The following is a 23,901-nucleotide window of genomic DNA, read 5'->3' as shown; positions in this document are numbered from 1 at the left end:
GCCAGCATCTGGTCTGGAATATCAGGCGGTGCTTGCGTCGACGCGTCCGATGGTCATGACTTTCAGGTCGGTCACGTCACCACTCGCTGCAATTCGTGCTGTAGTGCGTTCAGTTCTGCGCCACCGGCCATCTGCTGGGTGAGCTCCGACAGTCCGATGTCGGACTTGTTGTAGGAGCCGATTACGGTGCCTCGCTCGAGTAGCAGAAACCGGTCACCGACCAGGTAGGCGTGGTGCGGGTTGTGGGTGATGAGGATGACACCGAGCCCACGGTCGCGAGCCTGCACGACATATCGCAGGACCGCGCCCGCCTGCTTCACGCCCAACGCGGCGGTCGGTTCGTCGAGGATCAGTACCTTGGCGCCATAGTGCACCGCCCGTGCGATGGCCAGACACTGCCGCTGTCCACCGGACAAGGTGCCGACGGGCTGTTCCGCATCGTCGATGTCGATTCCCATGTCGGACAAAGCTTCCCGGGCGATCTGCTGTGCTTTGCGCCGGTCCAGCAGCCGCAGCGGCCCGAATCCGGTGGTGGGTTCGCGGCCGAGGACGAAATTGCGCCACACGCTCATCAGCGGTACCAGTCCGAAATCCTGGTACACAGTGGCGATGCCGCGGTCCAGGGCTATTCGCGGTGAGGAGAGCGGGGTCGGCTCTCCTTCGATCCGCAGCTCGCCGCTGTCGTGCTGGTGTACGCCGGAGAGGATCTTGATGAGGGTGGATTTGCCGGCGCCGTTGTCACCCAGCACGCAGGTGACCTCGCCCGCGTTGACAACCATCGACACGTCCCGCAGCGCCACCACACTGCCGTAACTCTTTCCGACAGCGAGTGTTTCGATCAGCGCAGTCATCGGCGTGCCCTTTCCGCGCGTTTGGAGAACTGGGTGTTCACCAGCACCGCCGATAGCAGCAGGATGCCGAGGAACAGCATGAACCAGTCGCTGTTCCAGCGCGCGAACACGATTCCCTGCTGGGCCATGCCGAAGGTCAGCGCGCCGATCGCAGCGCCGACCACCGACCCGAACCCACCGCTCAGCAGACATCCGCCCACGACCGCGGCGATAAGGTACTGAAACTCCGATCCGACACCCTGGCTCGCCTGGACGCTGTCGAATCGCAGAATGTCGCACGAGCCGACCACCCAGCCGGCGGCTGAGGTGGTCATGAACAGTATGATCTTGGTGCGCACGACGGGCACGCCGACTGCTCGTGCGCCTACCGGCGAGCCGCCGAGAGCGAAGACCCAGTTGCCGAATCGGGTGCGCACCAGCACGACTGCGGCGATTATCGTGAGCACGATCCACCACAGGGTCGACGCCTGTATGCGAGCGTCACCGATGCCCGTCGTGGAGGCGAACACCGCACTCGCCGAGGAGTAGCCGGCCGCGTTGTGGATGCCCGAAACTTGCACGGTACCGGTGACCAGGCGCGTCACACCGAGGTTGAGGCCTTGCAGTGCAAGGAATGTGCCGAGTGTGACGATGAAACTCGGTAACCCGGTCCGTACCACGAGCCAGCCGTTGAGCGCGCCAACGGCCAGCGCGAATATCAGTGAGACCAGCACCGCCGACCACACGTTCCACCCGGCCTGCACTGCGAGCAGCGCGGTGACCAGCGCGGTGGACCCGGTCATCACACCGGCCGACAGATCGAACTCGCCGCCGATCATCAGCAAAGCCACAGCGATAGCCACGATGCCGATCGGCGACGCGGCGTCCAGCCACGTCGAGATGCCCAACGGGCTCAGGAACCTGTCGGTGACGACCGAGAAGAACACGAACACGACTGCCGCACCCAGCGCCGCACCGCTCTCCGGTTGCACGATCAACCGCTGCAGCAATGGTGCGCGCCCCTTCGGCGGACGCGGCATCGAGGCGGAAGCTTCAGCCGCATCAGTCACTTCACGCTCCTAGTCGGTCTCAGCGTGTTCCCTGCGCCACGAGCTGGGCGATCGCATCGACATTGGACTTGTCGACGAAGCTGGGGCCCGTCTGGATCGGCAGGCCGCCGCCGACGGTGTCCAGGTTCGACCGGTAGAGCTGCAGCAGCACGATGGGCAGATACCCTTGTTGGTACTGCTGCGGGTCAGCGGCGAACAACAGTTTGCCCGCTCGGATAGCGTCGAGCACCTCGGTGTTGAGGGTGAAGGTGGCGATCGCTGCGGTGGAGTGGGCTTCTTGTGCCGCTGCTACCGAGCGGGCGCCGATCTGCGCGTTGTAGGACAGCACTGCGTCGATCGACCGGTCGGCCTGGAGCGCGGCCTTGATCCGAGACTGAACATCGGTCGGGTTGTTGATGTCGACCACCACCGTCGTGATGGCATTGCCGAAGCCCTCCGCGGCACCGCTGGCAAGATTGTCGGCGCTGACCTGGCCGGCCATATGGTTCACCAACAGTAGCTTGGTCTTTCCGGCGTCGCGCAGGCGTTTACCCACGGCCACCGCGGCAGGCCGCTCGCTCTGGCCGACGTGGCCGATGGCACCGAGGGCGACGCTTTCGGCTTCGCCGGAGTTGGTCGTCACCACCGGGATGCCGGCCGCGACGGCGCGTCGGATCGACGGGCGCAGTGGTTGCGGGAAGCCCATAGACACGACGAGGCCGTCGACACGCTGCGCGACGGCGTTGTCGATGAGTTTGGCCTGCTCGTTGGCATCCTCGGCAGAGTAGTAGTCGACGCGTATGTCGAGCTGTTTGCCCGCCGCCAAGGCACCGTTCTTCACCACACTCCAGAAAGCGTCACTCGGACTGCTCTGGGTGACCACTGCAACCGAGCGCAACGTGCCCGCAGCGGCCGGGGTGCGGGTCTGTGCGGAGCTGCTGGTGCCCGGTGCGCTGCACGCGGCCAGCACAGGGCCCACGGCAAGCCAAGGCAGGACATGCCGTCGATGTATCCGTCGCGATATCGTTGTCGTCACTTCCGAAACTCCCTTCGATACATCAAAGTCGCTGCGATACTTCCACTTCCACTGCGGGAACCTTCTCGACAGGACCAACCACCACCGGGAAGCCACACGATGCTCGGCAGCGGGTATGCGCCGTCGCGGTCCTGGACGGCGGCAGAGGTGACGGCGACGCCCAGCAGCAGTCCGAGGGTGTCGGTAGCGATGTGCCGCTTGCGATCTTTGGTTTTCTTGCCCGCATCGTATCCGGCGCTCGAGTTGGGGACGGTGTCCGCGCCGCGCACGGTTTGGGAGTCGATGATCGCGGCGGCCGGTAGCGGTTTTCGGCCAGCTCGAACGCGCACACGGTCGCGAAGTGCGTCGTGAATATGTTGCCACACAGCGGCTTTCGCCCATCGATGGAAGATGGCATATATCGTCTTTTCGGGCGGGAAATCGTTGGGCATCTGTCGCAAGGCGATCCCGCCGCGCACGACGTAGAAGACGGCGTCGAGCACCAGGAGGCGCGGATATTTCTCTGGTCGCCCGCCCTTGCCCTTCGAACTGCCCGGCGGCGGCAGCCGTTCCAGAATCGTCCACTCGGCGTCGGTCAACGACGAGGACGGGTAAAGCGGGCACTCCGGCAACGACACGAGCGACTCGCCGTGGGCCAGGCATGACGAACACACGCAGGTAAGCGACACTGACACGAGGGCTCTCGGCTTAAGACTGGTTTGGCTTGGTAACCACCACTCCTACCGGGAGCCCCCTCAGTCTCTCGGCCTCACACGCCGACCGCAGCTGAGTTTTCAGACGTGCTCTTAGATGACTGGCGTCGAGTTGGCCCGGGTAATGCTGCGGAATCGGCCGCGCCGCCATGGGGTTTCCACAAGCCGAAGGCGTCGACGCGACTCTAACCAGTATTGCCGGATTCACCGACAGTACGAGGGCAAACGTCGATATACATCAGGGGCCGAACCTCCCGCTCGTCCGTGCGGTGGGATCGGTGCTGCACATCAGGGCGTGTTGACGACAGGCATGGCGACGGGACCCGAAATCGGGGACAGTGATGTGGTGGCGGGGCCGTCGAGGAGGGTGCCGTCGGCGGCGAAACGGGAGCCGTGCAGTGGGCAGTCCCAGGACTTTTCGGCGTCGTTCCAGCGGACTATGCCGTAGAGGTGCGGGCAGACTGCGGAGACTTCGGTGGTCAGGCCGTCGACGGTGCTGACGGCGGTCGGCTGCAGGCCGTGGCGTTCGACACGGCCGCAGCCTTCGGCGGGGACAGCGCCGTAACCGGATCGGGCCATGTTCAGCCAGCCGGTCGAAAGACGCAGTGCGACAGTGCTGTTGGCCTGGGCGGCGGCCGGGAGCGCTTTGAGCTCGGCGGGACGCCAACTGGCGAGGGCGCCGGACCACGACGGTGGTTTGCCGTTGATTCGGCCCGCGAGGGCGAGCGCGGCGGCGACACCGTTGGTCAGTCCCCATTTCGCGTAGCCGGTCGCTACCAGGATGTGTTCTCGGCCCGGCAGCAGCGGGCCGACGTAGGGCAGTTCGTCGATCGGGTGGTAGTCCTGTGCGGACCACGACTGCAAGGGTTCGGCGCTGGGGAACCAGGTTGTGGTCCAGTCGGTCAGATCTTCGACGAGTCGGCTCGGGGAGCCGGTGCGGCCGACCACATGGCCGTTGCCGCCGACGAGCAGTAGATCGCCGTCGGTGCCGGGCACGTAGCGTAGTGAGCGGGTGGGTTCGCCGGCGCTGATGAAGATTTCACGCCGGATCGGTTCGGTGACACGGAATGCGGTGAGATAAGAGCGCTGGGCGGTGAGTCGGGCGAAGAAGCCGCCACGATCGAGCATCGGTGTGCCCGTGGCGAGAATAACGGTGCGCGCGGCGAGTTCGCCGTGTTCGGTGTCGATGACGAGGTCGTCGTCAGCACCATGATGGACGCCGCGGACAATGGTGGATTCGAAGATCGGCGCGGTGTGCGCTTCGACATCGGCGGCCAATGTCGCGAGCAGCGCCATCGGGTCGAGCTGCGCCTGATCGGCGAGCCCGACAGCTCCGTGGAACGGAAAGGGCACGTCGAGGTCATCGACGAGATAGGTGTCGAGTCCAGCGGCTCGCGTTGCGCGCAGTTCGGCACGCACCGCGGACATTTCGGCCGCGGTTTGGGCGTAGGTGAGTGCGGGGACCCGCTGGACCGGTAGCGCGTGTTCCTCGCAATAGCGCAGCAGCCACTGCTGGCCGGCACGATTGGCCTCGACATACTCGGCCACCGTTCGATCCGAGTGCCGCTCGGCGATGTGCTGTGCACGAGTTCCCTGGAGCAGGCTGATCTTTCCGGTGGTGGCGCCGGTAGTGCCCGCCCCGAGCCGTCTGCCCTCGACCACCGCCACTTCGACGCCGCTCTCGGCCAACAGCAGCGCGGTCACCAGACCGGTCAGGCCGCCGCCGATCACAACGGTGTCGAAGCGGAGTCCCGGCGTCAGCCGCAGCCGCGCCGGAACCTGGGCGTCGTTCAACCAGAGTGGCGTCATATCCCCGACATAACCGTTCCCGCCGTCGCGAAACGTTTGGATGCATCCGATTAGACCCACCGACGCCGGGTATGCGGTGAATGTTGATCATCCAATAACCGGAGGTGAAATATCGTGCCCGAGCACAAGAGCGGACCACGCGAAGGTTTCGAAGGCACCGTCGAGGGCGTGAAGGGCACGGCCAAGGAAGTGGCCGGAACCGTTCTCGGTAAGGACAATCTGCGAGACGAAGGCAGGGCCCAGCAGGACAAGGCGGAATCGCTGCGCGAGGCGGCGAAGAAGGAGGCCGAGGCCGAAAAGGAAAGGGCCGAGGCCGATCTGGCGGAGCTGCGCGAACGGACACGCCAGCAGTAGCGCTCATCAACTCTGGATTGCCCGGTCTCACGACCGGGCAATCTTTGTCCTGAATTAGATCAGCGTGTGACGGTGTGCTGCACCAGTTCTTCCTCGGTGGCCTCGTGCACCGCGAGCAGCCGCACGAGCTCCTGAAAGGCTGCCGTATTTTCGGTGATGGCCGACGAAAGGATTTCCTCGACCAGCTCGTTCATTCGCTTGTGCTGTGCGAGTATAAGATTCGCGACATTCTGCTGATGTCGGGTGGTCATGTCTTCACCTCCCTACCTCGCAGCAGGACCTGTCGCTCAGTTCCCGACGAAGAACCGCTCAATCCGGGTGACCGACAGTCCGCTGTCGGGGTTATCTGGCCCGCAAAGCGACGTTTCCGGTGCGAGCGGGCGCGCCTCGGTGGTAGGCGATGAGAGTGTCCTCGGCGACGCGGTCCCAGGAGAAATTGTCGTGGGCGCGTCGATATCCGGCCGCACCCCAGGTGTCGCGCAGCGTCGTGTCCTCCAGCAGTGGCCGCACCGCACGAGCGATGGCGCTCGGATCGGGGCGGGGGACCAATCTGCCGGTCACGCCGTCGACGACGGTGTCGAGCATGCTGCCGACGGCCGTCGACACGACCGGCTTGCCGCAGGCCATCGCCTCCAGTGCGACCATCCCGAACGGTTCGTACCAAGGCGTGCACACGACCGCGTCGGCCGACCGGAGCAGCCACGGCAGGGACCCGCGCGACAACCGGCCGAGCAGCCGAACCCGTTCGTGCACACCATGTTCCATGGCGATGCGGCGTAATCTGCGCAACTCGCTCTGGTCGTCGACATCATCACCGACCGAACCGCCGACGATCACCAGCTCGGTATCGGGCAGCTCTGGCAGCGCCCTGATGACGGCGTCGAAACCCTTGCGCCGCACCAACTGTCCGACCGAGACGATGCGGTGCGGCAGCGTCCGATGATCGAAGGGCCCATTGGGGGTGAACCGCGACAGGTCGACACCGGAGGGCACCACGGAGATCCGGTAACGCGGCACACCCATCCTGGTCAATTCGACGAGCTCATCCGAACAGGTCGCCACCACATGCGCCGCCCTGGCCGCGATGAGTCGTTCGAAGCGGATCCGCGAGCGCGGGCTGGTATCGGCCAAGCCCTCATGACGGTGCTGCACAATGCCGAGCGCGTGGAAGGTCTGCACCACCGGGATGCCATGTGTGCGTGCCGCGAGCTCGGACGCGAGGCCGGACATCCAGAAATGCGCGTGCACGAGATGCGGTGCGTCGTCGGCCCATTCGCGTTGCAGATAGCCGCCGAACTGGCCGAGGAACGGCAGAATACGGTCCTTGGGCAGCGGGTGCGGCGGTCCTGCCTGCACGTGCACCACGCGATAGCCCGCGCCGGTGAACACCTCCGGCTGTGCTCGCGGATCATCACGGCGGGTATATACCGTGACGTCGTGGCCGCGTCGGGCGAGCGCCGCCGAAAGCTCTGCGACATGGACGTTTTGGCCGCCCGCCTCGGCGCCGCCGAGGTCCGCGAGCGGGCTGGCGTGCTCCGAAACCATGGCAATTTTCACCGCGTGCTCCGTTCTGGCGAGGATCTCGATATTTGCGGATATGCCCCCGCTCATCGGCCCCAAACCGCGCGGGCGCTGATTACCGGCCACCCAGAGCGGCGCTGCTGTCGGTGTACAGGGCAGCGTCCCCATGTCACAATGGGCACAGGTTGAGAACTACAGCCAACCCCGGTTCAGCACGTCCGATCCGCAGGTGCCGGTTGCGAGACAGAGTGACCCCGGCATCGCTGTCCTCGCCGCGATCTGCCGCGCGGGAACTGGACTTCCCCCTTCCCCGGGAGGTTTGTCAATGGCTTCCATTCCCGTACTCCAGCGTCGGGCCGGCCAGATCGACGCCAACGGCTCCGGACCTCGTCCGCGCGAGCGTCGCCTGTGGACACAGCAGAGCGACCAGCGGAGACATTGCGTGATCGTGCGGGTAGAGGGTGAGCTCGATGCCGCCGTGAACCAGCAATTCCACCGCCTGCTCGACGATGCGGTCGGCACCCGCTGCGATGCGGTGGTCGTCGATCTGCGGGCAACGCAGTTCCTCGGCATTCGCGTGGCCGCGGCGCTGGCCTCCGCGAAGGCCATGGCCTGGCGCAACGGGCTCGATCTGCGTGTGGTCACCGGTTGCAAAGACGTCGAACGCGCACTCGAGATCGCCGGGGTACGGCCCCTTTTCTGCCGCTATCCGACGATGCGCGCGGCGTTGGACGCGTGACGCGCCGGACAGTGCTCGGGTAAGGCCCATTCAGCCGCGATCAGGCATGCGCGCGGCACATAATTGCGAGGTGACCGAGAGCAGTTTGTCCCCCGAAGATGCGCATGCGCTCGATCGCGTGATCGGTGCGGGCACACCGCAGAATGTCGGCTATTTTCAGTTCTGGTTCACCGGGCAGAAGTGGGAATGGTCCGATGAGGTCGCACGGATGCACGGATATGTCTCCGGCGACATGGAACCAACCACCGAGCTGTTGCTTGCCCACAAGCATCCCGACGACCGAGAGCAGGTAGCCAGCGCGCTCGCAAATTCCATCGAGACCGCCGAGCCGTTCTGCAGCAGCCACCGCATCGTCGACACCGAAGGCGCCGTGCACCACGTGATCGTCGTCGCCGACCGCATGGTCGACGGCGAGAACGAGGTGATCGGCACCTCGGGCTACTACATCGACGTCACACACACTATCGAGGAACACCGCCGTGAGACCCTCGACGACACACTGCCAGAGTTGTATGCCGCGCGCGCGGTGATCGAACAGGCGAAGGGTGCGTTGATGCTGGTCTACAGCATCAGCGCTGAACAGGCATTCCGCGTGCTGAGCTGGCGCTCGCAGGAGACCAATACCAAGCTGCGCGCCCTTGCCACGCAGCTGGTCGCCGATCTGCGGTCGATGGTGCACTGCACCACGGGGATGCGCACGGAATTCGATCATGTGCTGTTGACCGCGCACACCAGGATTCCGGCGAGCGAACCCGCTGCGGAGCATTGAGCCAGGGCAATCGGCTTTCCGGCAACACCGAGGGGTTTCGAGCGCGTTTTAGCGGGTAGCCGGTCCATGCGCGTGCCGCTGACCGTCCGTCTGATCGCCCGATCGCGGAGGATCGGCTCGACAAGGGGCGGGTCGGCGCCCGGTGCCGGGTGGCGCAACCCGCTCGGTCGGCGGCAGGAAGGTGGTGGTTGGTATGGGGGACCGGATCTCCGAAGCAGCGGTAGGAACCGCGACCATCGGTGTTCGGGTGCCCGCCGAGCCCGAGCACTTGATCATGCTGCGCGCACTCGCCGAAACCGTCACGCTGATCGCGGATTTCGCGATCGATGAGGTCACTGATATCCGCCTCGCGCTCGACGAGGTGGCTACCGCGCTGATTATGGACGCCGTTCCCGACAGCTCGCTCGACTGCGAATTTCGCTACGCCGACAACCAGATGTTCGTCCATGTCGCCGCCGTGGCGGCCGTGCCCTCGAGTGTCGGGGAAGGCAGTTTCGGCTGGCACATTGTGCGCACATTGACCGACTCGGTCACCGTGACACAGGAACCCTATGACGGCGCGGTGTCCGGTTATCCGACCGTGGTCGATTTCCTCTGGGTGCGGGCCTCCGACGACGGGTGACACCGGGGATACCGATCACTGGATGGGCGGCGGCGGTTCGGTTGGCCGCGGACCTGGCACCGGCGGACTCGGATCGGGCAGTGGCGGCTCCGGAACGGGTGGCGGGACGGGGTCCGGTGCTGGTGGAACCGGATGTCCTGGTTGTGGTATCGGTGCGGGTGACCCTGGGTCCGGGATCGGATCGGGGTCCGGAATGGGAGGTATCGGAGTAGTTTCCATCTTGTCCTCCTCGGTTCTACGTCATTACCGTCCTACGAAGGCGATACCCGTTGTGATTATTCGCAAACAGTCGAGATTCGTTGTGACTATGGAAAATTAAGAAAATCGAGAGTTCCGATTGAGTGCGGCGGAGGCGGGTATGCGGCAAGTGTCCACCTGATAACCGATACTTCGGAGGTAGATATCGTGTCCGAACACAAGAGCGGTCCCCGCGAAGGTGCCGAGGGCGTTGTCGAAGGCGTCAAAGGAAAGGTCAAGGAGGCCGCCGGAGCCGTCTTCGGAAACGACGACCTGCGGGACGAAGGAAAAGCTCAGCAGGACAAGGCGGAATCTCAGCGCGAAGCCGCGCAGAAGGAGGCCGCCGCCGAAAAGGAACGCGCCGAAGCTGAGTTGGATGAACAGCGTCAGCGCGCTTACCAACGCGGCCAGTAGCCGAGTCGGTCCCCAACCGACTGATTCATAATTGAATACAGAAAGGGTTGCCGGGCTTCCGCCCGGCAACCCTTTCGTTTCGGCTGCGTCAACCTACGAAAATGGATATCAGTAACCGCGCGCGGAGGGCGATACCGACGTCGAACAGGGGATTCGTCCGAATACCCGGGAACTGGGCGTGTATGCGCTGTGAACCCGGGTATTCGAACAGTGAAGGAAGGACGCTGTTCGTGACAGCACAAGATGACGCTTCGGATCGGAACAACCCGCGCGCGGAAACCGAGATCGAGCAGCTGGACCGCAATTGGGACACCCTGGTCCAGGAACTGCGGGTGGTCCAAACCGGCGTGCAGTTCCTCATCGGAGCGCTGTTGCTCTTGCCGTTCCAAGCGGAATTCACCACGCTGTCGCACCCGCTCCGACTGCTGTACCTTGCCACCGTCGCCGCGGCGATAGGGGCGACGATCTTCCTGGTCGCGCCGGTGTCGTGGCATCGGATCCTCTATCGGCGGCACCGTTTGGGCAACGTGGTGGCGGCGGCGCATCGATGTGCGATGGTCGGTATAGCCCTGCTCGGTGTGTCGTTGACCGGTGCGGTTGTCCTGGTGGTTGATGTCGTCGAGGGGACTGTCGAAGGCGCGATCGCGGGTGGGCTCGTCGCGCTGTTGTTCGCGGCCGCGTGGGTTGTCGCGCCGTGGCGGTGGCGGAAAGCGAGTAGCGAATATGGGTTTCGACCCTGACCCCTCGGGTACCTGTTCGAACGATTCCGGAAGGAGCTCGATTCGGTGGAGACGACAACGATCGGGATCCAGGTGCCCGCGCAGCTGGAACAGCTGACGATGTTGCGTGCGCTCACCGAAACCGTGGCGATGATCGCGGATTTCGCGCTCGACGAAGTGACCGACATCCGGCTGGCGCTCGACGAGGTGGCCACCTCGCTGATCCTGGACGCAGTGCCGGGCTCGGCCATCGACTGTGAATTCAGCTATGACGAGACGCAGATGTTCGTACACGTCGCCTCGGTCGCTGCGGCGGAAACGGTGGTGGCGCACGCCGGATTCGGATGGCATATCGTGCGCACACTGACCGACTCCATTGCCGCCGTGCAGTCCCCGTTCGACAGCGTGGTGTCGGGATATCCGACCGCGGTCGACTTCAGCTGGGTGCGAGGTGCCTGGGATGCCAGGTAAGTCGAGATCGCCGGGCGACAGCTATGACAATATCGAGCCGCTGTTCGAGAAGATCGCGACGCTGGACGCCGATGACCCCCGTCGGGATACATTGCGAGACGAGCTGATCGAGCGTTGCCTGCCGTTGGCCGAGCACATCGCGCGCAGATTCGCCGGGCGCGGCGAGGTTTTCGATGACCTGCTGCAGGTGGCGCGGCTCGGGCTGGTGCAGGCGGCGGATAGGTTCGAGGTCACCCGCGGGTCGTCGTTCCTGTCCTTCGCCGTGCCGACGATCATGGGCGAGGTGCGCAGGCACTTCCGCGACAACACCTGGGCGGTACGAGTGCCACGGCGGGTCAAGGAGATTCAACTGACCATCGGTCCCACGGTCGAGGCTCTGGCGCAGCGGCTCGGTCGGCTGCCGAGGGCGAGGGAGATCGCCGCCGAACTCGAGGTGGACCTGGTGGAAGTGACCCAGGCGCTGATCGCGGGCAATGCCTACCAGTCGTCCTCGATAGATGCCCTGGCTGCCGACGACAACGAGAACGCGCCGTTGCCGCTGTTGGAAAGCCTCGGCGCCGAGGAGTCGTCCTACCACCTGGTCGAGGACTTCATGGCGGTGAAGCCGCTGATCGAGGAGCTGCCGGAGCGGGAACGTCAGGTGCTGATCATGCGGTTCTTCGAGTCGAAAACCCAGACCCAGATCGCCGAGTACCTCGGAGTCTCCCAAATGCACGTCTCGCGCATTCTGTCGCGCACGCTGCGGACGCTGCGTGATCAGGCGTTGCGCGACTGAGCGCGATGTCCGCGATCTTCCCGAGTTGCCTTGCTCACGAACGCATTTCATTCTCGAGCGGCATCGGTTTGCTGCACTCGCCCTGCGGGTATGCCGAATGTAGCTGGATTTGATGCCTACGGCGCAGGAGGTCGTCATGAACTATCAGCGACGACCAGGCACCCGGAACGTGCACACCGCTCCGGGTAGTTCGCGGTCGCTGAAACAAGCACAAGAAATTTCGTCTCCCGCCGACAGGCCGGCGCGACCGGGTCGCACGCTCGTCACCACCAATCACGACGTCATCCGGCGGTGGGCCGAGCAGCGCGGCGCTCGCCCCGCGACGATGCCGGGCAGCGCCTACAACGGACGACTCGGTGTACTGCGCCTGGAACTGCCCGGTTACGGCGGTGCCGTCTTGCAGCCGGTGGCGTGGGACGAATGGTTCGCCAACTTCGACCTACAAGGTCTGAGCTTCCGCTATCAGGAGCAATGGGCAGACGGATCACCCAGCAATTTCAACCGGCTCGAGGGCGTGAATCGCACACACGGGTGACCGGCCGAGGGCTCGGGCCCGATCGTGTCGGACATCACTCCCAGGTTGCGTCGGTGCCACATTTGTGAGCAGGCTGGACGCTTGCCGTACACACGGTTGATCGAGAACCGAACGTTTGCCGAACGGTCGGTTCGGGTAACCGGGTGTTCGGCAAGTTGCTCGAAGTGCGGAACTGTCGCGTCGGTATGGGAATGCGATTCTCCGCGTCGCGGCACGCTCCGTGCGTGTCTGCAAAGGATAGGTCTTGAGCGCGAACCTGATGATCGTGGAAGATGACAACCGCGTGCGAGGTGCACTGCGGCTGGCCATGGAAGACGAGGGCTACGACGTCGCGGAGGCGGAGGAAGCCGAGGACGCGCTCACCCATCTGCGCAGCAATGGCGTCCCCGATGTGATGATTGTCGATCTGATGCTGGGCGATATGGATGGCTTCGACTGCATCCGGGAGATCCGGCGCGAGCACGACGTGCCGATCATCGTGGTCAGCGCACGTGACGATACTCACGATGTCGTAGCGGCGCTGGAGGCCGGTGCCGACGATTTCGTCGCCAAACCGTTCGAGATCAAGGAGATCACCGCCCGGATGCGGGCGCTGCGTCGGCGCGCACGGCTGTCCGCGGAGCGGGATACCCCGCAGGAAGTGGTGCTCGACGCGCACCCGGAGGCGCCTCTGGTGCTGGCCCCCGATGGCGGTGCGGTGCGTCGCGGCGACGAAGAGATCGGGTTGACGCTGACCGAGTTCCGGCTGCTGTGTGAGCTGGCCGATACGCCCGGTCGGGTGCTCAGCCGCACCCTGCTTCTCGAAAGGGTTTGGGACCGGGGCTTTTTCGGTGACGAGCGGATCGTCGACGTGCATATGCGCAGGCTGCGCACCAAGATCGAGCTGGATCCGTCCGACCCGCGCATCGTGGTGACGGTGCGCGGGCTCGGTTACCGCCTCGATGTCCAGCGCTGATCGAGAGCAGCATCCTGGCGAACACCGGCGCGCGTTCGGGTTCGATCCGGAACGCTGGAGCCTGCGTAGCCGGGTGATGGCGGCGTTTGCCGCCATCACCGCGCTCATGTCGCTGGTGCTGGTGGTTTCGGTCTTCGCCATCAGCCGCAGCTATCTGGAGGCGCAACGGGCCGGGACCGAGGGGTTTGCGGCCGGTGATCTGCAGTCCGATCTCGAGTTGCTGCGCAATGTCCTGATCGGTTGCGCACTGGTCGCCACCCTGATCGGTGCCGCCGTCGGCTGGTGGGCCAGCAAGCGGGTGCTCACGCCCCTGCAGCAGGTGTCGAGGACCGCTGCGCGGATCGCCGCGGGGGACCTCACCACCCGCTTGCCCGAGACCCGCGATCAGGATCTGGCCACCACCGTCGAGTCGTTCAACACCATGGTCGACTCGCTGCAGCGGCGGATCGAGCGTGAACACCGGCTCGTCGGCGATGTCAGCCACGAATTGCGCACCCCGCTGACGACCCTGATGGCAGGCGTGGACGTGCTCAATCGGCACAGCGGCGAATTCCCGGAGCGTCCGCGCCGGGCCTTGGGACTGGTCACCGACGAGGTCGATCACCTGCGCAGGCTCCTCGATGATCTGCTGGCCTTGGCGCGTGCCGAGGCGGGCATGCACCGCGGCGACGCCGATCCGCTGTCGGTGCGCGAACTGCTGACACACACGCTGGCCGACAGCAGGCATCCACCGGAGCTGCTGACCGTGGTCGAGGACGTGACCGTGCGCGGCCGCAAACTCGAGCTGGAACGAGCGGTGGTGAATCTCCTGGCGAACGCCGACCGGCACGGCGGCGGCATCGTCGCGGTGACCGCACGCCGGGATGGTGGCGACGCGGTGATCAGCGTTGACGATGCGGGACCCGGGGTACCCGCCGCGGACCGCATACGCATTTTCGAGCGCTTCGTGACCATGCGGTCGCGACGGAGCTCGGCGACCGGCACGGGCATCGGTCTGGCGTTGGTCGCCGAGACGGTGACCGCGCATCGGGGTCGGGTCGAGTGCCTGGACCGCCCCGGCGGTGGCGCCCGGTTCACCATCCGGTTGCCCGGCCTCGATAACGAGTCTCTGTGACCTTTTCGTAATACAACCGTAAACAACTCGACCGGACCACCTCAACGTTGGTTCGTAAGCCTGGATAAGTACTGCAGACCCAACCTGGGAGATGTATGTCACTGCCAACCTTGTCCACCGCAACGATCGATCGACCGCTTGCCGAATCACCTTCGGCCGCAGCCGGATCGGCGCCAGCAGCGCGAGTCGTGCTGCGTGCCCCACGCGTCGGCGACGCCGCCCATATCTGGCGGATCGCGAAGGATTCGCACGTGCTGGACACCAATTCCAGCTACGCCTACCTGCTGTGGTGTCGAGACTTTCCCGGCACCTCGGTGGTCGCCGAAGTGGGCGGCCGAGTCGTGGGATTCGTGATCGGATACTTGCGTCCGCAGGCGCCGCACACGGTGTTCGTCTGGCAGGTAGCGGTCGAGCGAGCCCAGCAGGGTCGCGGCATCGGTGCCGCGCTGCTCGACAAGTTGCTCGACACCGTTGCCGGAGCCGGAGTCTCGGTGCTGGAAACGACCATCGCACCGGACAACCCCGGATCCATCGCCATGTTCACGGCGGTGGCGCGCCGCCGCGACGCGCGAATCACCAAGCGTCCCCTCTTCGATCCGGGAGTTTTCCCGGACAGCCATGCCGCTGAAGACCTCTACCGAATCGCCCCGACCGCCCGTACCAAGCAGGAGGATCGCCGATGATTACCGCTGAAACGACCATTTTCGAAGAACTCGAATCGAATGTTCGCGGATATTGCCGAGCGTGGCCGACGGTATTCACCACCGCCAAGGGAACCTGGTTGCGCGACGAGCAGGGTAAGGACTACCTCGATTTCTTCGCGGGCGCGGGGGCATTGAACTACGGCCACAACCACCCGATTCTCAAGCAGCCGCTGCTGGATTACATCGCGGGTGACGGCATCACGCACGGCCTCGACATGTCGACCGTGGCCAAGCGAAAGTTGCTGGAGACGTTGCGCGACACCATCTTTGCGCCGCGCGGTCTGGACTACAAGGTCCAGTTCCCCGGCCCGACGGGGGCCAATGCGGTGGAGGCCGCGTTGAAGCTGGCGCGCAAGATCACCGGTCGCAAGACCATCTTGAGTTTCACCAACGCCTTCCACGGAATGACGCTCGGTGCGTTGTCGGTGACCGGCAATGCCGCCAAGCGCGCGGGTGCGGGTGTCCCGTTGGTGCACGCGACACCGATGCCCTATGACGGCTACTTCGACGGCACCACTGCCGATTTCCAGTGGATGGAGCGGGTGCTGGACGATACGTCGTCCGGCTTCGACCGCCCCGCCGCGGTGATCGTGGAGACGGTGCAGGGTGAGGGTGGCGTGAACGTGGCGCGCCCGGAGTGGTTGCGGCACTTGGCCGGACTGTGCGCCGCGCGCGAGATCCTGCTGATCGTCGACGATGTGCAGATGGGCTGCGGCCGGACCGGGCCGTTCTTCTCCTTCGAGGTCGCAGGTATCACCCCGGACATCGTGACGCTGTCGAAGTCGATCGGTGGGTACGGGTTGCCGATGGCATTGGTGCTGTTCAAGCCGGAGCTCGACCAGTGGGCGCCGGGTGAGCACAACGGCACCTTCCGCGGCAACAACCCGGCCTTCGTCACGGCGCAGGTTGCGCTGGAACACTTCTGGTCCGACGGCACATTACAGGCCTCGACCGAGGCGAAAGGTCAGCGGATCGAGCAGGTGCTCGGCAGGCTGGCCGCGGAGATACCGGGTGTCTCGCTGCGCGGACGCGGACTGGTGCAGGGCGTGGTGTTCGATGATCCGTCCCAGGCGAGCAAGGTCTGCCAGGTCGCTTTCGAGCGCGGGCTGCTGGTGGAGACCTCCGGCTCCATGGACGAGGTGGTGAAGTTGCTGCCGCCGTTGACGATCAGCGACGAGGAACTCGACCTCGGCCTCGACCTGCTCAGCACCGCCATCGATACCGTCGGAGGTCGCTGAGATGATCGTGCGCACGACCGAGGCCATCACCGGCACCGAACGCGATGTGGCGGGCACGGGTTGGCGCAGCAAGCGCATCATCCTGGGCGGTGACGGCGTTGGCTTTTCCTTCCACGAGACCACCATCGACGCGGGCACCGAGCACGAGTTCCACTACCGGTATCACGTGGAAGCGGTGTGGCTGATCGAGGGGGAGGGGACGCTCACCGATCTGGACAACGACGTCACCTACGAACTCGAACCCGGCTCGATGTACCTGCTCGACGAGCACGAGCGCCACCGGCTGCACGCGCGCACCGAGATGCGGATGATGTGTGTCTTCAACCCGCCGGTCACCGGGCAGGAAGTCCACGACAGCAACGGCGTCTACCCGCTGGTCGCTGCCGACGCCATCTGAAAGGACGCGCAATAGTGGTGGCGCACATTAATACTCGCATCATCGATCGCTATCCGACTCGGCTCGGCGGCCCCGCGCCGCACCTGGATCGCTCTGATCCGACGGTGTGGGGCCGGATCGAGCGCGAGGAGCTGGCGAGCTTCGACGCCGACGGCTTCGCGATCTTCGATGCGCTGCTGACCCCCGGTGAGGTAGCCGATTTCAGCGCCGAAATCGACCGCCTCGCCGGGGATCCGGCACTGCACGACGACGACCGCTTCATCGTGGAGAAGTCGTCGAACCGGGTGCGCTCGATCTTCGAGGTACACCGGCTCAGTGTGGCGGTGGCCGAACTGGTGCGCGAGTCGCGGATCGCCGGATTGGCCAGGCAGGTGCTGGGTTCCGAGGTCTATCTGCATCAGACTCGGGTCAACTACATGCCGGGGTTCCGCGGCGCGGGCTTCTACTGGCATTCGGATTTCGAGACCTGGCATGCCGAGGACGGGATGCCGGCGCCGCGTGCCGTGAGTCTGTCGATCGCACTCACCAACAACTATTCGATCAACGGCAGCCTCATGGTGATGCCGGGTTCGCACGGCACCTTCGTGCCATGCGCGGGCAGCACGCCTGCCGAACACTATCGAGAGTCGTTGCAGGAGCAGGAAATCGGCGTTCCCAGTCACGCGGATGTGGCGACGCTGGCCAACCGGCACGGGATCGCCCAGTTCACCGGCGCCGCCGGGTCGGCGCTGCTGTTCGACGCCAATGTCATGCACGGGTCGTCGAACAACATCACCCCATTCCCGCGCTCGAACATCTTCTTGGTGTTCAACAGCGTGGAGAACACACTGGTGGAACCGTTTGCCGCGCCCGCGCCGCGTCCCGGCTACATCGGTAGCCGGGACTTCACGCCCGTGTAGTCGTCGGCGCTAGGTGTTCAGCGTGACGGTGAGGGTGGCCAGTTCGGTGTCCAGTGACAGATCACGGACCCGGCGTTCGAGGTTCTCGCGGTCGGCCGCGGGCAGCTTCGACCACACCTCACCGATCCGCGTCTGAGTGTCGGCATCCGCCGCGGCGAGCACCCGCAGCAGCGTCGGCCACAGGTGTGCGGTCGTCGCGATTGCGGGCAGCGCCGCGAGGGTGGGTTCGGCGAGTTCGGTGAGATGACCGGCCACGCGGTGCTGCACGTCGATCGCGGTGCGCTCCACCAGATTCAGCAGACCGCGCCACAGTGCGGCCTCGGCGTGGTCGTCGAGCCCGGCGACGAGCGCGGACATCGCCGCCGGGTCGGCCGTGAGTGGGTTGGCGGCAAGGCTGTCCAGGGCCGCCGGGCTGAAATGGCCCACGAACGTCAGAATGTCGGGTACCGCACCCGCCTCGATGGCCGAGGTAGTGAAGTCGGTGATCGTCTCGGTCGAACCGACATCGAACAGGATGTCCCCGACCGCGGCGATCACATCCTCGTCGCACCGGGCGAACGTCGAGAGCGCAGCCAGTCGTAGATCGGTCTCGCCCGCGAGGACGGTGGCGATCATGCGTGGAATCCGTTGGGCGGGCCCGGTGAGCAACTCCCGCAGGATGGCGCTGACGTTCGCGCCGGAGAACGCGTACGCGGCCGACCGGATGAGCGCCTCGTCATCGTGGACGCCCTGTTCGACGGCTCGGATCAATTCCGGTGTCGCGTAGGCAAGCAACGGCCCCGCGGTGATGTAATCGCCGCGGCGCAACAGCTCGTTGGTGATCCGGATGACCGGGTCGGGGGGAGCGACATCGGCGAGTTGGCCGACGCTGCGCGGATCCATATATGGCGCACAGTCCGCGGCATAGGAGACATCCAGCATGCCGACCGCCTCGGCGGCCTTCTTCGGATGGTCGACCCCGACCGCGCCCGCCGCCCGGCCCGCCATCGTCGGCGGTACGACCCGTGACACCAGCGGTAGCGAGATGCTCAAGGGGATGATCGGCACCAGCGCGCTGACCCGCTTGAAGATCGCGTTGTTTCGATCGAAAATGATGCCCGCCATGCGTTCTTGCAGCTCGTGCAGCTGCTCGGCGCCGAGCTTCTCGAGGTGCGCCAAGCGCTCCGCGGGCACGTGCAACGTCCTGGCCAGCAGAATGATCTGGGCCTTTGTTACCAAATCAGTCATCAGCCCAGCGCATTCCCGAACATGATCTTCTTGGCCGCCGTGCGCAACGGCCACGGCAGTGCGCCGACCACCTTGTTCACCGAATCCATCAGCCCCTCGGTCTCGATCCGCTGCGCGTTGAGGAACATCGTCAGCAGCTCGGTGCTCTCCTGGTCGGAGATCAGATCGAGGGCCGGTAGTGGCCCGCCCAGCTGGCGTTCGAGGTCGGTTCTCGAGGTCATGTCGGTGTCTCCCCTTCTTCGGCCGCGCGAATACGACTGTCCGCGAAGCGTTCTCGATCACATTGTGCAGGCTTCTGCCGGATGTCGGGCAGCTTCGTCTGAGACAGAGCCACTGGCAATGCTCGAGCAACACGCCGGTGCCGCGGCGCGGGTCGCATCCACGCCGCACCGAGCTGACCGACGATCAACCGTGCGAGACGATGCGCTGCAGGGCCGCGAGGTCCTTTTCCAGCATGCGGAACAGCCAGTAGACCCCGATGAAGGCCACGGCGCTGCCGACACACAGCACGCGCAGCGCGACGATCACCGCCGGGATGTCCTCAGGCGGAATGAACGTGGCGCCCGCGACACCGAGCAGCGGGACAGCGGCGGCGATGACCAGGAAATAGGTGCTGCGGCGGTCCAGTTGCTCCAGCTGGCGTGCGTCGTCGGCGCCGAGCCCGCCGTGCGGCAGGAACATCGGGTACAGGCTGCGCACGGCATAGAAGGTCACCAGGAAGTACGGGTAGGCCATCGCGATGGCACCGCAGACGATCTGGGTGATGAAGAAGTGCACGTAGGCCTCGGCGCTGAGGTGATTGCCCGAGAGCTGCACCGAGACCGGGACCACAACCCCGGCCATGGCCCATAAAGCGAAGCAGGTCAGCACATTACGTCGACCGAGCTGCAGGGTATCGGTACGGGCGCGGGCAAGAGTCGCCGCATCGAAGGACCTGCCCTTGCGCAGGCCGCGCGAGACCGACCACAGATGGGCGAGCAGCACATTCGTGGCAACGAATCCGATGAAGAAACAGATCCCGTAGGCGGCGAGGGCGATCTGGTCGAAGCGGTGCTGTGCCTGCTCGTCCAGTTTGGCGATGATCAGCGTCCGATTGTGGCTGTAGCTGTAGAGGATCGCCAGCGCGTTGGGCACCGCGATCGCCAGCGCCATGATCAGGTGCATCAGCGGTCTGGCCCGCAGCCGCCCGCTGCGCGGCGGCGGATCGACGAGATCGCGGGCGCGGGCGTCGAGGCAGACGTCGAGTTGCTGGGCCATATCCGCGCCGCGCGGCCAGCGCTTGTCCGGGTCCGGGTCGAGCGCACGGACAAGAGCGCGACGCAGTGCGGCGGGGCAGTCGGCCGGAAGATCCTGGTACGGCAGCGATTGCGGGCTAACGGAGCGGCGCTGCAACATGTCGTCGAGTGCGGTGCGATCGCCACCGGTCACCGCGTCGTCCGCGAAAGGCTTTCGGCCGGTGAGCAATTCCCACAGCATGACGGCCAGCGCGTAGAGGTCGCTGCGGATATCGAGATCCGCGGCCGAGGTCGACTTGTCCGGGTGCACGGCCGCCAGCTGCTCCGGGGACATGTAGGCCAGCGATCCGCCGAAGTAGGCGACCGGGCTGTCGCCGGACACATTGCCGCTGAAACTGATGTTGAAGTCGGCGAGCTTCGGGATGCCCTTGGCGGTCAGCAGCACGTTCGCCGGTTTGATATCGCGATGCAGGACGCCGCAGCGGCCCGCGTAGTCCAGCGCCTCCGCGAGTCTGCGACCCAGCCAGGCGATTGTCTCCGGCCACGACAGCGCCGCCAGTTCGGCTCGCGTCGCCGATTCGCTCGGCCGGATCTCGCCCTTGTCCGTGAGCACCGAGTCGATGACATCCACCAGTAATGCGCCGCCGCGTTCCTCGGCCGGTGTCGCGCGAACCCGCTCGAGCACCGTGAACAGCGTCCCGCCGGGTACGTACTGCATATAGAGCAGCCGCAGCCCGCGTCCCTCCAGCACACGCTGGTCGAAGACTCGAACGATGTAATCGTGATCCAGCTGTGCCAAGGTCTGTGGCTCGGCGCTCTTGTCCCGCGAAATCTTCACCGCGACCAGCCGCTGCATCGACCGCTGCCTGGCCAGGAACACCCGCGCGAACGCGCCGCGACCCAGACCCGTCATCAGGTCGAAGTCATCTATCTTTTGACCGACCTCAATATCGTCGAGGTTCGCGGCCTCGGCATCGCCCGCCATCAGCGTGCTGCGATACTCATCGGTCGCGAGCATCTCGGAAAGCTGTTCGGCCTGTTCGGGATACGCGGCGGTGTATTCAGCGACATCCACGGAGCTGCCTGCTCGCCGCCGGACGTGGAACTCCTCGTAGATCAGATCCGGCGGCAACGGCCAGGTACTCAACTCCGGCAGATCCTCGACGTACTCCGCCAGCCGCTTCGGCTCGGCGCCTCGCATCCACCGATTGGCGAGATCGACCTTGATCAACTCGATCAGCGACACCCGGCGGATGGCGGGAGAGTCCGGCAGGTACGCGGGCAGGTCCGGCGGTGCGTTCGCGACTCGCCACGCCTCGGCGAACCGCTCGACGACCTCGGTGACTCCACGCGGACCATCGGGCGATCGGTCCGGGGTGGCCGTCGCCCCCGATACCGGCGGAGCGGGGTGCGCCATCTGCGCATCGTATCCCCGCTCTGCCGCATCGGCGGACTGTTGAGCAGGGAAATTGCTACGTCAGCGCCCGGTACATGGCGAGCCAGCGGTCCGGTGGTACGAAACCCACCGGCAGATCGGCGGCTATCCCGGCGCTTGCGCACGCCGTTCGCACGGTTCTGGCCGGGAAGGCGCGCCGCAAGGACGACGCAAGGGAACCGCCGAGACCGGAGAAGCCGAGTTCGACCACGCGACGGTAGTCGGCCACGGCTTCCGGCGTGAGCAGTGGTTGCTGCCGCCTGACGAGCCGCAGCACCGCCGCGTCGACGGCTGGGACGGGATAGAAGCGGTGGCGACCGACCCTGGTGCCTAATTCGATTGTCGCACTGGGCCAATGGGTGACGGTGAGCTTGGTCCACCGTCCGTGGTCACCGGAATGCTTGCGGGCGAATTCCCACTGGGTCAGCAAGGTCGCCGAGGTCATCCCGCGCGTCGACAGGCACCAGCGAACAATATCGGTGCTACTGCCGAACGGGATATTCGCCACTACCGCGAACGGCTCGCGCGGCGGGCTCACCTCGCGGAAGTCGGTGTGCACGCACCGGATGCGGTCGTTGCCGACATAGCGGGTGCGCAGGCGGTCCGCGTAGTGGCCGTCCTTCTCGTACGCGAGCACCCGGCCGGCGGTTCCGAGCAGTTGCCGGGTCAGCATCCCGTCGCCGGGACCAATTTCGACGACCAGATCGGTGGGCCCGACGCCGGCGGCATCCACCAGCATGCGCGCGGTGCCGACATCGGTGAGGAAGTTCTGCGACAGCCGCTTGCGAGTGCTGCCGGAACGGGTACGCGTGTCACGGGCACGCGAAAGAGAACGGTTGCGGGACATGGGTGTCCTCCGAACGGAGTGGTCGAATCAGGCAGGTGTGATTCGCCCGGACCCATGCCAGGTCACAGTGCAATGCGGTGCCGGTCGTTATCGACCGTGGGGGCCCGATCAGAAGTCTCGGGGAACCGGAGCAGTGCGGCGTGCTGGCAGAGCCCAGGCCTCCGCGCGCAGCCGCATGTAGTACGCGCCGACCGCGCACGCTCCGCTGACGCCAGGACTGCCCATGCTCGGCAACTTACGACACTGTGTTGCGCAGCGCGACTGATTTATTCGGCCCAGTCGCGCAGTGCGTCGTTCGTAGCCAACCACCACTTCCGGCGTCCAGTCCATTGCCGGCGCTGTGTCGACGACTGCTGCGGCGCTCCCCGTGCGGTGGGCGGTAAACCGACCTGCGGCGACAGCGCGGTTCGGGCACACTGTCGGTCATGCAGGTGCGGTCGGTAACGGAGTTGATCAGCTATGCCGAGAGCGCGGGGCGGGTGAAGTATGTGCGGTTCTGGGGGCATCAACCGCAGCACGACGGGAGTATCGGGCCCGGCTGTTTCAGTCAGTGGTGGCCCGCGCCGTTCGTGGTCGACGGGCTGAACTTCGCCACCGCCGAGCACTACATGATGTGGGGCAAGGCGATGGCGTTCGGTGATACCCAGACCGCTGAGCGGGTCTTGGCGGCCGGTCACCCGAAGCAGGCGAAGGACTTGGGCAGGCAGGTGCGTGGATACAACGACATCATCTGGGAAGCAAAGCGTTTCGCCATTGTAGTGGCCGGCAATATCGCGAAGTTCGGGCAGCATGAGCAGCTGAAGCAGTATCTGCTCGGGACGGGGGATCGGGTGCTGGTGGAAGCCAGTCCGGTGGACCGGATCTGGGGTATCGGGTTGGCCGCCGACGATCCACGGGCCGACAATCCGGCGCATTGGCGCGGACTGAATCTGCTGGGGTTCGCCTTGATGGCGGCGCGAGACGAATTGCGGACGCCTCAGCCGGAACTCAGCGAATGATCGGCCGTTTGCTCCTCGTCGGCGTAGGTGCGCCAGACTAGGGCCTCCGACGAATTGCCCTGGCGTTCGAGGAGTTCGGCGAGGCCGATCATCGCACGGGATTCGCGGCGATCGGCGGCCGCACGCCACCACCGTTCGGCCTCGGCGAGGTCGCCGTCGCGAAGGCGGATAACGCCGAGGTCGTAGGCCGCGCCCGCATGGCCCGCCTCGGCCGCCTGCGTCCATAGGCTGCACGCCCCGTCTTCCTCACCACGGCTGAACATGGCAACGCCGAGATCGT

28 protein-coding genes are annotated in these 23,901 nt (G+C 65.4%); 16 read left to right on the top strand and 12 right to left on the bottom strand.

The genetic code is table 11. The features are described from left to right. Positions 1–71: 71 nt before the first annotated feature. The 5 genes from ACFQZZ_RS25825 to ACFQZZ_RS25805 form a co-directional block, all read right to left on the bottom strand. Entirely contained in the window at positions 72–851 is a 780-nt protein-coding gene (locus tag ACFQZZ_RS25825) for an ATP-binding cassette domain-containing protein (RefSeq protein ID WP_378685883.1), read from the bottom strand. Next, the gene (locus tag ACFQZZ_RS25820; protein WP_378686181.1) at positions 848–1,870 is read right to left on the bottom strand and encodes an ABC transporter permease; all 1,023 of its coding nucleotides are present in this window, start codon (positions 1,868–1,870) and stop codon (positions 848–850) included. Before ACFQZZ_RS25820 ends, ACFQZZ_RS25825 begins: the two co-directional genes overlap by 4 nt. Positions 1,871–1,919: 49 nt before the next feature. Further along, positions 1,920–2,915: a substrate-binding domain-containing protein gene (locus ACFQZZ_RS25815; RefSeq protein WP_378685880.1), complete on the bottom strand. Its 996-nt coding sequence runs from the start codon at positions 2,913–2,915 to the stop codon at positions 1,920–1,922. Continuing rightward, on the bottom strand, positions 2,912–3,493 hold the full coding sequence (locus ACFQZZ_RS25810; RefSeq protein ID WP_378685878.1) for an IS5 family transposase: 582 nt from the start codon (positions 3,491–3,493) through the stop codon (positions 2,912–2,914). The genes ACFQZZ_RS25815 and ACFQZZ_RS25810 overlap by 4 nt, the downstream gene beginning before the upstream one ends. Before the next feature lie 402 nt (positions 3,494–3,895). Further along, positions 3,896–5,416, bottom strand: coding sequence for an FAD-dependent oxidoreductase (locus tag ACFQZZ_RS25805; protein ID WP_378685877.1), 1,521 nt, complete (start codon positions 5,414–5,416; stop codon positions 3,896–3,898). 114 nt (positions 5,417–5,530) lie between these two features. Here ACFQZZ_RS25805 and ACFQZZ_RS25800 point away from each other — a divergent pair, with 114 nt between their 5' ends. Beyond that, entirely contained in the window at positions 5,531–5,770 is a 240-nt protein-coding gene (locus ACFQZZ_RS25800) for a CsbD family protein (RefSeq protein WP_378685874.1), read from the top strand. 59 nt (positions 5,771–5,829) lie between these two features. Here the strand turns inward: ACFQZZ_RS25800 and ACFQZZ_RS25795 are convergent, their stop codons facing one another. Beyond that, a complete protein-coding gene (locus ACFQZZ_RS25795; RefSeq protein WP_378685872.1) occupies positions 5,830–6,021 on the bottom strand; it encodes a hypothetical protein in 192 nt (63 codons plus the stop codon). Between the two features lie 91 nt (positions 6,022–6,112). Beyond that, on the bottom strand, positions 6,113–7,327 hold the full coding sequence (locus ACFQZZ_RS25790) for a glycosyltransferase (RefSeq protein ID WP_378686178.1): 1,215 nt from the start codon (positions 7,325–7,327) through the stop codon (positions 6,113–6,115). A 289-nt stretch (positions 7,328–7,616) separates the two neighbouring features. Between ACFQZZ_RS25790 and ACFQZZ_RS25785 the strand changes: the two genes are divergently transcribed. The 14 genes from ACFQZZ_RS25785 (at position 7,617) to thpD (ending at position 17,879) form a co-directional block, all read left to right on the top strand. Further along, positions 7,617–8,030: an STAS domain-containing protein gene (locus ACFQZZ_RS25785; RefSeq protein WP_378685870.1), complete on the top strand. Its 414-nt coding sequence runs from the start codon at positions 7,617–7,619 to the stop codon at positions 8,028–8,030. Positions 8,031–8,100: 70 nt separating this feature from the next. After that, on the top strand, positions 8,101–8,799 hold the full coding sequence (locus ACFQZZ_RS25780; protein WP_378685867.1) for a PAS and ANTAR domain-containing protein: 699 nt from the start codon (positions 8,101–8,103) through the stop codon (positions 8,797–8,799). A gap of 193 nt (positions 8,800–8,992) precedes the next feature. Continuing rightward, positions 8,993–9,421, top strand: a complete 429-nt coding sequence (locus ACFQZZ_RS25775) for an ATP-binding protein (RefSeq protein WP_378685864.1) — start codon at positions 8,993–8,995, stop codon at positions 9,419–9,421. Between the two features lie 405 nt (positions 9,422–9,826). Next, positions 9,827–10,072, top strand: coding sequence for a CsbD family protein (locus tag ACFQZZ_RS25770; RefSeq protein ID WP_378685861.1), 246 nt, complete (start codon positions 9,827–9,829; stop codon positions 10,070–10,072). 230 nt (positions 10,073–10,302) lie between these two features. Further along, positions 10,303–10,812 (top strand): DUF6328 family protein, encoded by a 510-nt coding sequence (locus tag ACFQZZ_RS25765; RefSeq protein WP_378685858.1) that lies wholly within the window; start codon positions 10,303–10,305, stop codon positions 10,810–10,812. Positions 10,813–10,857: 45 nt separating this feature from the next. After that, the gene (locus tag ACFQZZ_RS25760; RefSeq protein ID WP_378685856.1) at positions 10,858–11,262 is read left to right on the top strand and encodes an ATP-binding protein; all 405 of its coding nucleotides are present in this window, start codon (positions 10,858–10,860) and stop codon (positions 11,260–11,262) included. Further along, entirely contained in the window at positions 11,252–12,037 is a 786-nt protein-coding gene (locus ACFQZZ_RS25755) for an RNA polymerase sigma factor SigF (RefSeq protein ID WP_378685853.1), read from the top strand. Before ACFQZZ_RS25760 ends, ACFQZZ_RS25755 begins: the two co-directional genes overlap by 11 nt. Positions 12,038–12,173: 136 nt before the next feature. Then, positions 12,174–12,572, top strand: a complete 399-nt coding sequence (locus tag ACFQZZ_RS25750; protein WP_378685851.1) for a hypothetical protein — start codon at positions 12,174–12,176, stop codon at positions 12,570–12,572. Positions 12,573–12,816: 244 nt separating this feature from the next. Then, positions 12,817–13,527, top strand: coding sequence for a response regulator transcription factor (locus tag ACFQZZ_RS25745; protein ID WP_378685849.1), 711 nt, complete (start codon positions 12,817–12,819; stop codon positions 13,525–13,527). After that, positions 13,514–14,641, top strand: coding sequence for an ATP-binding protein (locus ACFQZZ_RS25740; protein ID WP_378685846.1), 1,128 nt, complete (start codon positions 13,514–13,516; stop codon positions 14,639–14,641). Before ACFQZZ_RS25745 ends, ACFQZZ_RS25740 begins: the two co-directional genes overlap by 14 nt. 95 nt (positions 14,642–14,736) lie before the next feature. Further along, on the top strand, positions 14,737–15,324 hold the full coding sequence (gene ectA / locus ACFQZZ_RS25735) for a diaminobutyrate acetyltransferase (RefSeq protein WP_378685843.1): 588 nt from the start codon (positions 14,737–14,739) through the stop codon (positions 15,322–15,324). Next, positions 15,321–16,583 carry a diaminobutyrate--2-oxoglutarate transaminase gene (ectB, locus tag ACFQZZ_RS25730; RefSeq protein ID WP_378685840.1) on the top strand — a complete coding sequence of 421 codons (1,263 nt, stop codon included), beginning with the start codon at positions 15,321–15,323 and terminating at the stop codon, positions 16,581–16,583. The genes ectA and ectB overlap by 4 nt, the downstream gene beginning before the upstream one ends. A 1-nt stretch (position 16,584) precedes the next feature. After that, positions 16,585–16,980, top strand: coding sequence for an ectoine synthase (locus ACFQZZ_RS25725; RefSeq protein ID WP_378685837.1), 396 nt, complete (start codon positions 16,585–16,587; stop codon positions 16,978–16,980). Between the two features lie 17 nt (positions 16,981–16,997). Beyond that, positions 16,998–17,879, top strand: a complete 882-nt coding sequence (gene thpD, locus ACFQZZ_RS25720) for an ectoine hydroxylase (RefSeq protein ID WP_378685834.1) — start codon at positions 16,998–17,000, stop codon at positions 17,877–17,879. A 9-nt stretch (positions 17,880–17,888) separates the two neighbouring features. On the opposite strand, the gene ACFQZZ_RS25715 is transcribed toward thpD, so the two are convergent. The 4 genes from ACFQZZ_RS25715 to erm form a co-directional block, all read right to left on the bottom strand. Next, a complete protein-coding gene (locus ACFQZZ_RS25715) occupies positions 17,889–19,106 on the bottom strand; it encodes a hypothetical protein (protein WP_378685831.1) in 1,218 nt (405 codons plus the stop codon). Next, the gene (locus ACFQZZ_RS25710) at positions 19,106–19,327 is read right to left on the bottom strand and encodes a hypothetical protein (protein ID WP_378685829.1); all 222 of its coding nucleotides are present in this window, start codon (positions 19,325–19,327) and stop codon (positions 19,106–19,108) included. Before ACFQZZ_RS25710 ends, ACFQZZ_RS25715 begins: the two co-directional genes overlap by 1 nt. A gap of 184 nt (positions 19,328–19,511) precedes the next feature. Continuing rightward, entirely contained in the window at positions 19,512–21,758 is a 2,247-nt protein-coding gene (locus ACFQZZ_RS25705) for a serine/threonine-protein kinase (RefSeq protein ID WP_378685826.1), read from the bottom strand. Between the two features lie 55 nt (positions 21,759–21,813). Further along, the gene (gene erm / locus ACFQZZ_RS25700; RefSeq protein ID WP_378685823.1) at positions 21,814–22,623 is read right to left on the bottom strand and encodes a 23S ribosomal RNA methyltransferase Erm; all 810 of its coding nucleotides are present in this window, start codon (positions 22,621–22,623) and stop codon (positions 21,814–21,816) included. Between the two features lie 425 nt (positions 22,624–23,048). Here erm and ACFQZZ_RS25695 point away from each other — a divergent pair, with 425 nt between their 5' ends. After that, positions 23,049–23,621, top strand: a complete 573-nt coding sequence (locus tag ACFQZZ_RS25695) for an NADAR family protein (protein ID WP_378685817.1) — start codon at positions 23,049–23,051, stop codon at positions 23,619–23,621. On the opposite strand, the gene ACFQZZ_RS25690 is transcribed toward ACFQZZ_RS25695, so the two are convergent. Beyond that, positions 23,600–23,884 carry a hypothetical protein gene (locus ACFQZZ_RS25690; protein WP_378685814.1) on the bottom strand — a complete coding sequence of 95 codons (285 nt, stop codon included), beginning with the start codon at positions 23,882–23,884 and terminating at the stop codon, positions 23,600–23,602. The genes ACFQZZ_RS25695 and ACFQZZ_RS25690 overlap by 22 nt on opposite strands. Positions 23,885–23,901 lie beyond the last annotated feature (17 nt).

The organism is Nocardia sp. GCM10030253 (assembly GCF_042675075.1).
Taxonomy (GTDB): Bacteria; Actinomycetota; Actinomycetes; order Mycobacteriales; family Mycobacteriaceae; genus Nocardia.
The sequence above is the reverse complement of the archived record's forward strand: the minus strand, read 5'-3'. Positions and strand labels throughout refer to the sequence as shown.

Bases quoted from the DNA above. Each gene is read 5' to 3' on its own strand.
- ACFQZZ_RS25825 (WP_378685883.1), bottom strand. From the start codon at position 851: ATGACTGCGCTGATCGAAACACTCGCTGTCGGAAAGAGTTACGGCAGT.
- ACFQZZ_RS25820 (WP_378686181.1), bottom strand. From the start codon at position 1,870: ATGCCGCGTCCGCCGAAGGGGCGCGCACCATTGCTGCAGCGGTTGATC.
- ACFQZZ_RS25805 (WP_378685877.1), bottom strand. From the start codon at position 5,416: ATGACGCCACTCTGGTTGAACGACGCCCAGGTTCCGGCGCGGCTGCGG.
- ACFQZZ_RS25795 (WP_378685872.1), bottom strand. From the start codon at position 6,021: ATGACCACCCGACATCAGCAGAATGTCGCGAATCTTATACTCGCACAG.
- ACFQZZ_RS25785 (WP_378685870.1), top strand. From the start codon at position 7,617: ATGGCTTCCATTCCCGTACTCCAGCGTCGGGCCGGCCAGATCGACGCC.
- ACFQZZ_RS25775 (WP_378685864.1), top strand. From the start codon at position 8,993: ATGGGGGACCGGATCTCCGAAGCAGCGGTAGGAACCGCGACCATCGGT.
- ACFQZZ_RS25755 (WP_378685853.1), top strand. From the start codon at position 11,252: ATGCCAGGTAAGTCGAGATCGCCGGGCGACAGCTATGACAATATCGAG.
- ACFQZZ_RS25750 (WP_378685851.1), top strand. From the start codon at position 12,174: ATGAACTATCAGCGACGACCAGGCACCCGGAACGTGCACACCGCTCCG.
- ACFQZZ_RS25740 (WP_378685846.1), top strand. From the start codon at position 13,514: ATGTCCAGCGCTGATCGAGAGCAGCATCCTGGCGAACACCGGCGCGCG.
- ectA (WP_378685843.1), top strand. From the start codon at position 14,737: ATGTCACTGCCAACCTTGTCCACCGCAACGATCGATCGACCGCTTGCC.
- ectB (WP_378685840.1), top strand. From the start codon at position 15,321: ATGATTACCGCTGAAACGACCATTTTCGAAGAACTCGAATCGAATGTT.
- ACFQZZ_RS25725 (WP_378685837.1), top strand. From the start codon at position 16,585: ATGATCGTGCGCACGACCGAGGCCATCACCGGCACCGAACGCGATGTG.
- ACFQZZ_RS25715 (WP_378685831.1), bottom strand. From the start codon at position 19,106: ATGACTGATTTGGTAACAAAGGCCCAGATCATTCTGCTGGCCAGGACG.
- ACFQZZ_RS25710 (WP_378685829.1), bottom strand. From the start codon at position 19,327: ATGACCTCGAGAACCGACCTCGAACGCCAGCTGGGCGGGCCACTACCG.
- ACFQZZ_RS25705 (WP_378685826.1), bottom strand. From the start codon at position 21,758: ATGGCGCACCCCGCTCCGCCGGTATCGGGGGCGACGGCCACCCCGGAC.
- erm (WP_378685823.1), bottom strand. From the start codon at position 22,623: ATGTCCCGCAACCGTTCTCTTTCGCGTGCCCGTGACACGCGTACCCGT.
- ACFQZZ_RS25695 (WP_378685817.1), top strand. From the start codon at position 23,049: ATGCAGGTGCGGTCGGTAACGGAGTTGATCAGCTATGCCGAGAGCGCG.
- ACFQZZ_RS25690 (WP_378685814.1), bottom strand. From the start codon at position 23,884: ATGTTCAGCCGTGGTGAGGAAGACGGGGCGTGCAGCCTATGGACGCAG.